The organism is Sphingobium sp. SYK-6 (genome assembly GCF_000283515.1).
GTDB lineage: Bacteria > Pseudomonadota > Alphaproteobacteria > Sphingomonadales > Sphingomonadaceae > Sphingobium > Sphingobium lignivorans.
In genome coordinates, this window is sequence record NC_015976.1 from 2,914,929 (window position 1) to 2,928,019 (window position 13,091).

Here is a 13,091-nt window from a genome sequence, read left to right on the forward strand (position 1 = left end):
TCTCGCACTGGCCGCCACCGTCATCTTTTGGCTGTGATCAGTGAGTCCTGAGCCTAAACCGGCTTTGGCAAGCGCGAGAGATGCTTGTCCAGGGTCATCGGATAATCGCGCAACCGCACGCCGGTCGCATTGTAAATGGCATTGGCGATCGCCGCTCCCACCCCGCAGATTCCTAATTCTCCGACCCCCTTCGCCTTCATCGGAGTGGACCAGGGGTCGATGGTATCAAGGAAGATGACGTCCTGGTGCGGGATGTCGGCATAGACCGGTACTTCGTAACCAGCCAGATCATGATTGACGAAGAAGCCGAACCGCTTGTCGACCACGAGTTCCTCCATCAGCGCCGCGCCTGCGCCCATGGTCATGGCACCGATCACCTGACTTCGGGCTGACTTTGGATTGAGGATACGCCCGGAATCACAAACTGCGAGCATCCGCCTGATCCGCGTCTCGCCCGTGAAGGCGTCGACGGCGACCTCGACGAAATGGCCAGCGAAAGTGGATTGCTGCGCACGGTCAGCAAAGTCGTTCGCATAGTCGATACCATCCTCGGCGACGAGTTCCCCATCATGCGCAGCGTTGCGCAAAGGCAAAGCTCGATCGCCCGAGCGGACTTCCCCATCCGAAAAAGTCACATCCGCGTTGTTCAGCCCCAGGCGCGTCGCCACCTGGTCGCGCATCTTGATGCACGCGGCATAGACGCCGGCGGTCGAGTTGGCTGCGCCCCATTGGCCGCCAGAGCCGGCTGAGGCAGGAAAGTCCGAGTCGCCCAACCTCACAATGACGTCATCCAGGTTCACGCCCATCATCTCCGCAGCGGTCTGTGCGATGATCGTGTAAGTGCCGGTCCCGATATCGGTCATATCGGTCTCGACGGTGATCTTGCCATCGCGCGACAGCCGGACCCGTGCCGCGGATCTGGTCAGCTGATTGTTGCGAAAACCGCCCGCGACGCCCATCCCGATGAGCCAGCGGCCCTCACGCACGGAGCCCGGGGTCGCCTTGCGCTTGTACCATCCGAAGCGCTCCGCTCCGGTCCTGAGGCATTCGACGAAATGACGCGCCGAAAAGGGACGCTCAGGCTTCATCGGATCGACCTGCGTATCGTTCAGGATACGAAACTCCACAGGGTCCAGCCCCAGCTTTTCAGCCATTTCATCCATGGCGATCTCAAGCGCCATCAGCCCGGGCGCTTCACCGGGCGCGCGCATCGCATTGCCTTCCGGCAGATCGAGCTGCGCCAGTTTCATGGAGACTTCCCGACTTTCCCCCGCGTAAAAAAGTCTGGTCTGCTGGACAACGGTCTCCGGCTCCCCATCCGGGAGATTCCCCGAGATGCTCTCATGCGAGATTGCGAGAATCCGCCCATCCCTGTTCGCGCCGATCCGGATATGCTGAAGCGTAGCTGGCCGATGGGTCGTGTTATTGATCATGAGCGGGCGCGTGAGGGCGACTTTCACCGGCCGCCCAACGGTCCTGGCCCCCAGCGCCGCAAGAACGACATCGGCGCGCAGAAACAGTTTTCCGCCAAAGCCGCCCCCGACATAAGGCGAGTCAAGGCGCACCTGCTCGGGCTTGAGGGACAGTGCCCTGGCAAGATCGCGTTTCCCCCAGGCAATCATCTGGTTCGACGTCCAGACGGTGAGCTTCTCGCCTTGCCAGGCGGCGATGGTGGCGTGGGGCTCCATCATCGCATGGCTCTCATCCGGCGTGCTGTAGCGCTGGTCGAGCTTGACCTCGGACCTGGCGTAGCTGGCTGCAAAATCGCCGGCTTCGTTGGTCTCGTCCTCATCCGGAACAGGCTTGGCCCGGGCAGCCTCGCGCTCGAGATCGAATTTGCCGTCTTCCCGGGCATAATCGACCTGAATCAGCGATGCGGCGGCGCGGGCCTGCTCGAACGTCTCGGCGACCACCAGCGCGATTGCCTGATGATAATGTTGGACCGTCGCTCCACCGAACAGGTTTGCGGTGTTCTGGCCGCCGAGCGGCAGCGGCTCGTGATCCAGCGTGGTGATGATCGAGAGCACGCCGGGCGCGGCCCTGGCGTCAATGAGGTCGAACGACCGGATGGTCCCCTTGGCGATGGCCGCGCCAAGGACGAAGCCATAGGCCTGGTTCGCGGCGACGTCATGCCGTTCATAGGCATAGGGTGCCCGCCCCGTCGTCTTGAGCGGCCCGTCGATGCGATCGGTAGACCTGCCGACAACCTTGAGCTGGTCGATCGGGTTCTGGGTGGCGGGGGCATCGAACTTCACGGCATCAACCCTTCGCGTCGTGCAAGATGCCGGCGAGCGTCCGCTCCACCAGGTCGATCTTGAATGCATTGTCCCTGGTCGGCGTGGCGCCGGCGAGGAGGTGCCGCGCCGCCGCCTCTGCTCCTTGCGGGAGCGCGGCATCCGCAGCGTCCACGCGCCAGGGCCTGGGCGCAATCCCGCCTACTGCAACGCGACCAGAGCCATCCGCCTGGAGGATCACGGCCACCGACACGAGCGCAAAGGCGTAGGAGGCCCGGTCGCGCACCTTGTGGTAGAAATGCCGGCCGCCAACCGGCTTGGGCAGCAGCACGGCCGTGATCAGTTCGCCCGGCGCCAGCGCGGTTTCCCGATGCGGCGTCTCTCCGGGCAATTTGTGGAAGTCAGCGATGTTGATCGACCGGACATTGCCCTGTCCATCGACCGTCTCCACGCGCGCATCCAGCAACCGCATCGCAACCGCCATGTCGCTCGGGTTCGTCGCGATGCAGGCCGCGTTGCCGCCGATCACCGCCAACTGGCGGGATGCCCCCTCGATGGCCGCACAGCCAGTCCCGGGCTGACGTTTGTTGCAGGGCTGGTTGGTATCGTAGAAGTAGGGACAGCGCGTGCGCTGCAGCAGATTGCCGCCGGTGGTCGCCTTGTTGCGCAGCTGTCCCGACGCACCGGCCAGAATAGCCCGGCTCAGGACAGCATAATCGCTGCGCACGCGCCGATCTGCCGCCAGCGCCGTATTGGTGACGAGCGCGCCAATCCGCAGCCCGCCGTCGGGCTCCTGCGTGATCTGATCGAGCTTCAGATCCTGAACATCGACCAGATGGGTCGGCGTTTCGATCTGGAGCTTCATGAGGTCCAGCAGGTTCGTGCCGCCGGCAATGAAGCGGGCGCCCTGCTGGCTCAAGACAGCCGTTACGGCCTGGGCGGGCGAGGTCGCGCGCTCATAGGTGAACGGCCTCATGCCTTGGCCTCCGCGACTTCGGTGATCGCCTCGGCAATGTTGGAATAAGCGCCGCAGCGGCAGATATTGCCACTCATCCGCTCTCGCAGTTCCGCATTGCTCAGTTGCGGCGTGGCCGACAGATTATCGGTGACATGGCTGGGCACGCCGGCCGCGATCTCGTCCAGCATGGCGACCGCAGAGCAGATCTGGCCCGGCGTGCAATAGCCGCACTGATAGCCATCATGCCTGACGAAGGCGCGCTGCATGGGGTGGAGCTGGTCCGGCGTGCCCAGCCCTTCGATGGTGGTGACCTCGTCGCCATCGTGCATCACTGCAAGCGTGAGGCAGCTGTTGATCCGGATACCGTCGACCAGCACGGTGCAGGCGCCGCACTGGCCATGATCGCAGCCTTTCTTCGTGCCGGTGAGTTTGAGCTCTTCGCGCAGCGCATCGAGCAATGTTGTGCGTGTATCAGTCGTGAACCTGCGCAGCGTGCCATTCACGCTCAGCGCGACCTCGACCATCGCCGCGGGAGGTTGCGGCAAGGGGCGCCGGGCATCGGCCTTTTTCAAGCTCATGGCCGCCGCCGTGGCCGAGCTGCCAACGAGCACGCCGCGTCGGGAGACGCGCCACTCCTCCGGTCGATCCATGGCTTCATCGTCCTTCGCAACTGCTGACTGGATAGTCCCATGCTGGCCGAACGCAGCAACCGCGAATTGGCTTCCAGACGATCCCGCATCGCAAACAGGCGTGGCCCCGCGTGCACTTCCATGCGGCCGTATCCATGCATCTCCGCCTGTCGCGACGATCGCCATCGCAGACTTTAGGTCGCGCGCGGACGTGCTTTAATCGCTCCCCCAAACTTTGTACGAGCACCGGATGTGTTGCTTCAATCGCCTCGCGTCCGTGCCGGGCAACTCGTATCCGGATTGCGTATCACAATGAATTATCGCCACTCTTTCCACGCAGGCAACAGCGCCGATGTCGTGAAGCACAGCCTGCTGATCGCCCTCGTGCGGGCCCTACAGCACAAACCGGGCGCGCTGACGCTGATCGACACCCATGCCGGCTGCGGGTTGTACGACCTTGGCGGCGAGGAGGCCGGACGGACCGGCGAGGCTGTGCAGGGCGTGCTGCGGGCCTTTTCCGATCCGAATCCCTTGCTGAACGACTACCGCGCCGCCGTACAGGCGGTAAATGCCGGGGCCGGGCCACGCCTCTACCCCGGCTCGCCGCAAATCCTGGCGCAGCTTCTGCGTCCGCAGGATGTCCTGATCCTCAACGAGAAACATCCCGAAGACGCCCGTGCCCTGCGCGACGTGATGCGCGGCACATCGGTTGCCGTGCATGAGCGCGACGCCTACGAGCTGTGGCTGGCGATGGTGCCGCCCCGCACCGCGCGCGGCGTGGTGGTCGTCGACCCACCCTACGAGCAGCCGGACGAACGCGCCCGCGTCACAGCCAGCCTCGCCGCCGCCCACCGCAAATGGGCGCATGGCGTGACGGTGATCTGGTTTCCCTTGAAAGACCGCGCGATGCATCAGCGCTGGAAGGGGCAGTTACGCAGGCTCGGCATCCCGAAATTCCTGTGCATCGAGCATTGGTTGTACGATGCCGATCGGCCCGGCATCTACAATGGCGCGGGCCTTTATATCGTCAACCAGCCCTACGCCTTCACGCAGGCGCTGCCGGCTCTGCTGGAAGCCCTGCGCGCCGCGCTGGCGCCGGAGGGGCACAGGGGCGAGATCACGACCGATTGGCTGGGCGATTAATGTAACCCCTCCGACGCCACCGCGCGGCTCGGCTTCAGCTGCCAGACCGACCTCACGCAGCGTTTCGACATGCTGGTGCGGGGCTATGCTCGCTATGTCGGCAAGTCGATGCTCGGGGTCGGGCCGATCCTCGGCTAGCTTCAGGGCAATTATGTCGACAGCGGACTGGAACTGCGGGTGGGCGACGAGACGCGCAGCATCAGCCTGAGTCTCACCAGTCTGCTCGACACGCGCGGCAACCGCTTCGCCTTCGGTTCGTCCTTCCTGCTGCGGGACGGCAATCAGAACAACCCGCTTCAGCCGCGCAGCACAAGGCTCGGTTTCGATCTGGCTTTTGATCGGGGACGTCACCGGCCCGACAGCGCTCTTCGCAAGGCCGCAAACCGACCTCCCGGCGGCGGCGCAAGGGAATGCCGCCGCCGGGTGCGCCGCGCTCACTCGTAGCGCAGCGCCTTGATGGGGTTGGTGCGCGCCACCCGCACGGCATGGGCGGCGATTGTCACCACCGCGATCAGCAGCGCGAGCAGGCCAGCCAGCAGGAAGGGCGTCGGCCCCAGGGGCATGCGCGCGTCGAACTGGTTGAGCCAGTCGCGCATCGCCCACCAGGCGATGAGGTTGGCGATCACCACAGGCCGCGTGAACTGCCACACGAGCAGCCGCACGATGTCGAACGTGCCCGCGCCCAGTACCTTGCGGATGCCGATCTCCTTGGTCCGCCGCTCCGCCGTGAAGGCGGCGAGACCGAACAGGCCGAGGCAGCCAATCACCACCGCCAGCAGCGCGAACATGCCGAACATCTGTGCCCGTGCGTCGATACGCTGGTAGGTTCGCGCCATGATGGCATCGCTGAACTCTGCCTTGAAGGGCACATCCGGTGCAAAGCTGCGCCAGACACGTTCCACGCCCGCGCGCACCTCCGCCGGATTGCCATCGTAGCGCACATCGAGCCAGTAGGTGTTGTTGGTGTTTACGAAGAACATGATCGGCTCGATCGGCGTGCGGACGCTGCGGAAGCGGGAATCGGCCACCACGCCGATGATCGTGAGTTTCATGATGCCGCCCTCGTCGCCGCGATCATAGTCGATGATCTTGCCCACCGCGTCCTGCGGGCTGGTGTAGCCGAGGCGACGCACGCCGGATTCGTTGAGGACGATATTGGCGCCGCGTGCCCCCATGGCCCGCGCCGCTTCGGGATCGGGCACGGCCGGCTCGGTCGCGTCGTCCGCAGGACGATTGCGATCGAAAATGCGGCCCGTGACCGTCCGGATCTGCATGGTCGGGAAATAGTCCGCGTCGATCGCATAGATGCCGATCTGGACCGGCTCGGGCTGACCCGGCACGCCCACCACCGTGCTGGAGGTGTTGCCGGTGTTGACGCCGATGCCCGTGCGCGCCGCCGCGGTCACGCCGGGCACCTTGCGAATCTGCTGGATCAGCGCTTCCTCGCGACCCTGCAGGCTGGTCGCGCCGATACCGTTCACCTGCAGCAGCCCGTCCCGCTTGAAGCCGGGGTCAACGGAGCGGGCATAGAGCGTCTGACCATAGACGATGGCGGTGCAGGCCATCAGCCCGATTGAAACCGCGAACTGGACCACGACCAATATGCCGCGCAGCCGCCCCGATCCTTCCGCCTCCGATGCCGACTTGTTGGCCTTGAGCACGCGCGCCGGCTGGAAGCGCGAGAGATACAGCCCGGGATAGAGGCCGCCGGCGGCGCCGACCAGCAGCACTAGCGCCAGGATCGGCAGCAGGAGACCGCCGTGCCCGAAATAGTGCAGCGCTATGTCCGCATCGAGAAAATGCGCGAACCAGGGCACCGCGATCTCGGCCAGCGCCAGCGCGACCAGCGTGGCGATGGCAGTGAGCAGGATGGATTCGCCCAGAAACTGCATGATCAGCTGTTTGCGCGTGGCGCCCAGCACCTTGCGCAGCGCCACCTCACGCGCCCGCTGCCCGGCCCGGGCGGTAGCGAGATTGGTGAAGTTCATGCAGGCCATTGCCAGAATCAGCACGGCAATCACGGAAAAGGTAGCGATCGAGGTCCGGTCGTTGCCCGGCGTCATGTCCGAGTTCTGCGCCTTGCCCAGATGCACGTCGCGCACATTCACCAGCGCATAGGTCCGTCCGTCGCCCTCGTTGCTGCGCTGGCCGTTGGTCGTGCTGTCGGGGATGTTGCGCTTCTTCCAGGCATCGAACTGGCTATTGACCGTCGCCACGTCCACGCCGGGCTTCAGCTTTACATAGACCCAGCCGGCGGTCCATCCCCAGCTCTCCAGGAACGCCTCATTATGGCCCTGCGCATAAAGGCTGGGCATGTCGGCTCGCAGCAGCATGCCGAACGCCATATGCGTGTTCTTGGGCAGATCCTTGAAGACCCCCGTGACGCGATAGTCCGCCTTCACGCCCATGATGATCGTGGTGAGCGTGCGGCCGACCGCATTGGTCGTGCCGAAGAAGCGGATCGCCTGCTTCTCGCTCAGGATCGCCGAGCCGGGACTGACCAGCGCCCGGTCATTGCCGTGGAGCATCGGCAGCGCCACCACATCGAGGAAGCGGCTGTCAACCAGTTGCCCGTCCTCGGGCGTGTAGGCCTGCCCATCTTTGAGGACGGTGATCCCGACGCCGCCGCCCACATAGGTCGCCGCCTCGATCTGCGGGAAATCCTTGAGCAGCGCGCCCTTGGTCACATAGGGCACGCCCTGATTGTCGAATTTGTCGGACGACGTCAGGCTCTGATAATAGCTCTGGAACTGGAACACCCGGTCATTGTCCGGCAGCCAGTCGTCATAGCTGCTCTCATAGCGGACATAGAGCAGGATCATCAGGCATGCGGCGATGCCGATCGCCAGGCCGAAGATGTTGATGAAGGCATAGACCTTGTTCTTGGCCAGGGCCCGCAGGCCCACCGTCAGATAATTGCGCCACATGGCTGCGTCCTTCCCGTTCCCGTCCCGTCTTTCCTCACGCCGCCCGGCGGCGCTCCTGCAGGATGCGCCCGTCGAGCATGTTGACGATGCGCCCGGCATAGTCGGCATGGGCGGGCGAATGAGTGACCATGACGATGGTCGAGCCTTCCGCGTTGAGCTGCTGGAGCATGCGCATCACTTCCTCGCCATGCTGGGTGTCGAGATTGCCCGTCGGCTCGTCCGCCAGGATGAGCTTGGGCTCGGCGACCAGCGCGCGGGCGACCGCCACGCGCTGCTGCTGGCCGCCGGAAAGCTGGCTGGGGAAATGCTTGGCCCGATGAGCGATGCCGACCCGGTCCATCACAGCTTCCACGCGCGCTTTGCGCTCGGAGGGCGCCACCTTGTGATAGAGCAGCGCCAGCTCGATATTGTCGCGCACTGAGAGCTCGTCGACCAGATTGAAGCTCTGGAAGATGAAGCCGATATTCTCCTTGCGCACGACCGCCAGCTTCGTCTCGGACAGGCCGGCGACTTCCTGCCCGTCGAACAGGTAGGAGCCGCCTGTGGGGCTGTCGAGCATGCCGATCATGTTGAGCAGGGTGGACTTGCCGCAGCCCGAGGGGCCCATGATTGCGACGAACTCGCCAGTCGCGATGTCGAGATCAATGGCATCGAGGGCCGTCGTCTGCACCGTGTCGGTGCGATAGACGCGGGAGAGTTCGCGCATGCGCAGCATCATGGATGTCCTTTCATTTCGCGAGGTCGAGGCGGCTCTTGTCGGTGAAGCCGGTATAGGGTGAGGTGATGACGCGCTCGCGGGGGCTGAGGCCATCGAGCACTTCGATATAGTCGCTGTTGCGCCGGCCGAGCCGCACATTGCGTCGTTCCGCGCTGCGCCCGTTCGGCGCCACCACGAACACCCAGGCGCCCTGCGTATCGTTGTAGAAGCCGCCGCTTGGCAGCAGCAGCGCGGGGGTGGGATCGCTGAGCGTCAGCCGCGCCTGCAGGCTCTGGCCGCGCTGGATCTGTTCCGGCTCGGCTCCGATGAACTGGAGGTCGACCTGGAACTGGCCATTCTGCACCTGCGGATAGATCTTGGTCACGCGGGCCGTGTAATGTTTGCCGCCCCAGTCGATGGCGGCGCGCTGGCCCAGCGAGACGCGGCCGAGATAATATTCGTCAACGCCGGCCTGCAGCTTGTTGTGGCCGGGAGAATCGATCTGGCCGATGCGCTCGCCGCGCTGGAGCGACTGGCCGACCTGGATGTTGAAGCCGGAGAGCTGGCCATCCACCGGCGCGCGCAGGTTGAGCGCTTCCAAGTTCATATGGGCCAGTTGCAGGCTAGATTGCAGCGATTCCACGGATTCGCGCAGCTGGGCGAGCTGGCGGCCCTGCATCTGCGTGTTGGATTGCTCGGTGCGGCGCAGCACGGCGGCGCGCCGCACCTCGAAATCATATTGGTCCTGCGTGTCGGCGAACTGCCGCCGCGAGACGAAGCCCTGCTCGGCGAGCGGCGATTCCAGGTCGAGCTGGCGCTTGGCCTTCTCCATGGCGAGGTGGGATTCGAGCACGGCGCGCTCATCGGCGAGCTGGGTCTGGGAGAGCGCCAGCTCCTGGCTACGCATCGCGTTGATCTGCTGCTCCACTTCCGCCTGGTCGCGCAGCGTGGAAAGCTGGAGATCGGCATTGGAGAGCACGGCGATGAGCTGCCCCTTACGGACTACCGCGCCATCCTCGACCAGTATCCTGTCGACCCGGCCGCCCTCCAGAGAATCGATAAACACGGTGAGCAGCGGCGTCACCTTGGCGCGCTGCGGGATGAAATCGTCGAATGTGCCGCGCTTCACTTCCGAGATGGCGAGCTGGGCGCTCTGCACCGTCTGGCTCGCCCCGCTCGGCGCGAACCACCAGAAGCCGGCGCCCAGCAGCGCCAGCGCCACCGCGCCGCCGATCAGCTTGAGCCGCGCGGGCAGGCGGCGGCTCTCCACCACCTGATCCATGCCGCTGCCGCTCGCCGGTCCCGCGGATGCGTCCTCCTTCCTGTCCGTCCTGATCCGCACGATGCTCATGCCACCGCTCGTCGCAAGCTTCATGCCATTCGCCGCGCGTGCCAGAATGTCCCGCCCGATCATGAGAAAACGCCCCGCCCACTGTCCGTTTTCGGACGATGGTGTTCGAAATCGAACGCCAGCCGGATGACGGCGGCGGTCAGCACGATGCGGGTGCGCTCCTGCTCGATGTCAAAATCCAGCCCCAACGGGCGATAGCCTCCTGCTCCCGGCACCCCAAGCAACAGCAGGGACAGCCCCGCCAGAACAGCGAGAATGCTGCTGCGTTTTTTGTCCATGAGAGCGTTCCTTTCGGCTCTTGGTATTGTGGTTGCCTCTCAAGGAGCATGAGCCGTGCCAGTTTCGGTTATTCGCGAAAATCCATGAGACTGGGGAACTGGCACGCATTTTGATTGTCCGAAATCGCACAGTCACCTTATGGGAACGGACAGATGGAGCGCAGCAACGAATTCGATCTCTGCATCGTCGTCGACGATGACGAGGACATCCTCATGGCGGCGCGCATGCTGCTGCGGGGCCTGTTCGCCGAGGTCGTCACCGTCCGCACGCCGCAGGAGGCGATGCCCCTGCTCGCCCGTAAGCCCGAGGTGGTGCTGCTCGACGCCAATTTCGCGCGCGGCGCCACCGATGCCGCGGAGGGTCTCGCCTGGCTGGACCGGATACTGCTCGCCGATCCCGATCTGGTGGTGGTGATGATCACGGCCCATGCCGGCGTGCAGATCGCCGTCGCCGCCATGAAGCGCGGCGCAACCGATTTCGTCTCCAAGCCTTGGGCGAACGAGCGGCTGCTCGCCACGGTGCGCACCGCCGCCATGCTTCGCCGCTCCCGCTCGGCGGTCTCGACCGAGCGCGGCAAGGTGGCCACCGTCGCCAGCTCCGGCACCGGCGAGACGCCGCTGCTCGGCGACGCGCCGGCCATGACCCGCGTCCACAGCCTGATCGCGCGCGCGGGGCCGACCGACGCCAATGTCCTCATCCTTGGCGAGAATGGCACAGGCAAGGAACTGGTCGCCCGCGCTCTGCACCGCGCCTCGCTGCGCGCTGAGCGGGCGATGGTGACGGTGGATCTGGGCGCCATCTCCGAGGAACTGATCGATTCCGAGCTGTTCGGCCATTTGAAGGGCGCCTTCACCGATGCGCGCGCCGACCGCGTCGGCCGGATCGAGGCGGCGGACGGCGGCACGCTGTTCCTGGACGAGATCGGCAACCTGCCGCTGCACCTCCAGCCCAAGCTGCTGACTGCGCTCGAACAGCGCAAGGTGACGCCGGTGGGCGCCAACAAGCCGGTGCCGGTGGATATCCGCGTGATCGCCGCGACCAATATGAGCCGGGACCGTCTTACGGACGAGGGCCATTTCCGGCAGGACCTGCTGTTCCGCCTCAACACAGTAGAGATCGACCTGCCGCCGCTGCGCGAGCGGCGCGAGGACATCCCCCTGCTCGTCGCGCATTTCCTCGCCCTTTACGCGCGGCGCTACGACCGGCCGCCGCCCGAGCTGAGCGAGGGGGCGCGTGCGGCGCTGACGGCGCATGACTGGCCCGGCAATGTCCGCGCGCTGCGTCATGCCGTCGAGCGCGCGGTGATCCTTTCAAATGGCGGCCCGCTCCAGCCCGACGACTTCCCGCTGAGCGCCAGCGCGCCGCGCGTGCCGGTGACCGCGCTCACCGCTGCGACGTCTGCCGAGGCCGGCGACCTCAACCTCGACCGGGCGGAAAAGCGCATGGTCGAGGAAGCGCTGCGCAAGCATGGCTACAATATCTCGCTGGCAGCGGCCGAACTGGGCCTGTCCCGCGCGGCGCTCTATCGGCGCATGGAAAAACATGGGCTCTGACCGCCGCTTCACATTCGCGCTGGCGGGCTGGATCGCGCTGCTCGGCGCCGCGCTGACGGCCAGCGTGGGCGCTTTCATGCTGCCGGGGCTGGGCGCCGGGCGGATCGTCGCGCTGCTCGGCGTGGCCGGCGCCACGGCGGGGCTGTGGCTAGGGTCAGGACCCGTTGATCAAAGCCAGAAGAATACGGTGGCAGCGAGGGCGATGGCAGAGAAGAAGGCAGTGGGACACCTGTCGTAGCGAGTGGCGACCCGCCGCCAGTCCTTCACGCGGAGCCGTAACTTAGGAGGCCGTGAGTTCTTTTCGGACAATGTCCGCGCCAGCGCCCAGAGCATTGAGCTTGCCCCTTGCCACGCGCCGGGAAAGAGGCGCCATGCCGCAGTTGGTCGAAGGATAAAGCTTGTCGGCATCGACAAATTTGAGGGCCTTCCGCAGGGTATCGGCGACATCCTCCGGCGTCTCTGTGGTGTCGGTTGCCACATCAATGGCTCCCACCATGACTTTTTTGCCTCGAATGAGTTCGATCAAGTCCAGCGGCACACGAGAATTGTGGCATTCCAGAGAGATGATGTCGATCCTGGATTTCTGCAGTTTGGGGAAGGCTTCCTCATATTGCCGCCACTCCAACCCCAGGGTCTTCTTCCAATCTGTGTTAGCCTTGATGCCGTAGCCGTAGCAGATGTGTACGGCAGTTTCGCATCGGAGCCCTTCCATCGCCTTTTCCAACGTGGCGACTCCCCAGTCGTTCACCTCATCGAAGAAGACGTTGAATGCGGGCTCGTCGAACTGAATGATGTCGACGCCAGCAGCCTCCAGTTCTCTCGCTTCCTGATTAAGGAGCTTGGCGAATTCCTGGGCCAGCTTCTCACGGCTTTTATAATGGTCATCGTACAGCGTATCGATCATGGTCATGGGCCCCGGCAGCGCCCATTTGATCGGCCGATCAGTCTGCTGACGCAGAAACTTCGCGTCCTCGACAAAGACCGGCTTCGGGCGCTCGACGGTGCCCACGACTGTCGGGACGCTCGCATCATAGCGATCGCGAATCCGAACAGTCTCGCGTTTTTCGAAATCGACGCCGCTGAGTTGCTCGATGAAGGTCGTGACGAAATGCTGGCGCGTCTGCTCGCCATCGCTGACAATATCGATGCCCGCCTCAGCTGATCTGCCAGCGACAGGCGCAACGCATCCTGCTTGCCTTCGACCAATTCGTCGTCCTGCAATTTCCAGGGGGACCAAAGTGTCTCGGGCTGCGCAAGCCAGGAGGGCTTTGGCAAGCTGCCAGCAGTCGAAGTCGGCAATAGTGCTTTCATACATGGATG

Annotated in this window: 11 protein-coding genes and 1 pseudogene; 3 read left to right on the forward strand and 9 right to left on the reverse strand. The window is 64.6% G+C overall.

What is annotated here, in order from left to right:
- Window positions 1–53: 53 nt before the first annotated feature.
- The 3 genes from paoC to paoA are packed head-to-tail and all read right to left on the reverse strand — an operon-like array spanning window position 54 to window position 3,842.
- Window positions 54–2,255, reverse strand: a complete 2,202-nt coding sequence (gene paoC / locus SLG_RS13395) for an aldehyde oxidoreductase molybdenum-binding subunit PaoC (protein ID WP_014077022.1) — start codon at window positions 2,253–2,255, stop codon at window positions 54–56.
- A 4-nt stretch (window positions 2,256–2,259) separates the two neighbouring features.
- The gene (locus SLG_RS13400; RefSeq protein ID WP_014077023.1) at window positions 2,260–3,210 is read right to left on the reverse strand and encodes an FAD binding domain-containing protein; all 951 of its coding nucleotides are present in this window, start codon (window positions 3,208–3,210) and stop codon (window positions 2,260–2,262) included.
- Window positions 3,207–3,842, reverse strand: a complete 636-nt coding sequence (paoA, locus tag SLG_RS13405; RefSeq protein ID WP_014077024.1) for an aldehyde dehydrogenase iron-sulfur subunit PaoA — start codon at window positions 3,840–3,842, stop codon at window positions 3,207–3,209. Before paoA ends, SLG_RS13400 begins: the two co-directional genes overlap by 4 nt.
- 291 nt (window positions 3,843–4,133) lie before the next feature.
- On the opposite strand from paoA, the gene SLG_RS13410 reads away from it, so the two are divergent.
- Complete coding sequence (locus SLG_RS13410; RefSeq protein ID WP_014077025.1) at window positions 4,134–4,964, forward strand: 23S rRNA (adenine(2030)-N(6))-methyltransferase RlmJ; 831 nt, start codon at window positions 4,134–4,136, stop codon at window positions 4,962–4,964.
- Window positions 4,965–5,141: 177 nt separating this feature from the next.
- Window positions 5,142–5,408, forward strand: coding sequence for a hypothetical protein (locus SLG_RS13415; protein ID WP_014077026.1), 267 nt, complete (start codon window positions 5,142–5,144; stop codon window positions 5,406–5,408).
- Here SLG_RS13415 and SLG_RS13420 read toward each other — a convergent pair.
- From SLG_RS13420 to SLG_RS13435, 4 genes are read right to left on the reverse strand one after another with little or no spacing between them, the layout of a single operon-like run.
- Entirely contained in the window at window positions 5,399–7,891 is a 2,493-nt protein-coding gene (locus SLG_RS13420) for an ABC transporter permease (protein WP_014077027.1), read from the reverse strand. The genes SLG_RS13415 and SLG_RS13420 overlap by 10 nt on opposite strands.
- A 34-nt stretch (window positions 7,892–7,925) precedes the next feature.
- Window positions 7,926–8,606, reverse strand: coding sequence for an ABC transporter ATP-binding protein (locus tag SLG_RS13425; protein ID WP_041393334.1), 681 nt, complete (start codon window positions 8,604–8,606; stop codon window positions 7,926–7,928).
- A 13-nt stretch (window positions 8,607–8,619) separates the two neighbouring features.
- Window positions 8,620–9,963, reverse strand: a complete 1,344-nt coding sequence (locus tag SLG_RS13430) for an efflux RND transporter periplasmic adaptor subunit (protein WP_231848674.1) — start codon at window positions 9,961–9,963, stop codon at window positions 8,620–8,622.
- A 35-nt stretch (window positions 9,964–9,998) separates the two neighbouring features.
- Window positions 9,999–10,217 carry a hypothetical protein gene (locus SLG_RS13435; RefSeq protein WP_014077030.1) on the reverse strand — a complete coding sequence of 73 codons (219 nt, stop codon included), beginning with the start codon at window positions 10,215–10,217 and terminating at the stop codon, window positions 9,999–10,001.
- A 153-nt stretch (window positions 10,218–10,370) separates the two neighbouring features.
- Here SLG_RS13435 and SLG_RS13440 point away from each other — a divergent pair, with 153 nt between their 5' ends.
- Window positions 10,371–11,771, forward strand: a complete 1,401-nt coding sequence (locus tag SLG_RS13440) for a sigma-54-dependent transcriptional regulator (protein ID WP_014077031.1) — start codon at window positions 10,371–10,373, stop codon at window positions 11,769–11,771.
- 168 nt (window positions 11,772–11,939) lie between these two features.
- On the opposite strand, the pseudogene SLG_RS21450 reads toward SLG_RS13440, so the two are convergent.
- Together SLG_RS21450 and SLG_RS13450 are read right to left on the reverse strand one after the other, a co-directional pair.
- A pseudogene (locus SLG_RS21450) lies at window positions 11,940–12,041 on the reverse strand (IS5 family transposase); the annotation flags it as partial.
- A 10-nt stretch (window positions 12,042–12,051) separates the two neighbouring features.
- Entirely contained in the window at window positions 12,052–13,086 is a 1,035-nt protein-coding gene (locus SLG_RS13450) for a methionine synthase (RefSeq protein ID WP_014077033.1), read from the reverse strand.
- Window positions 13,087–13,091: the final 5 nt, after the last annotated feature.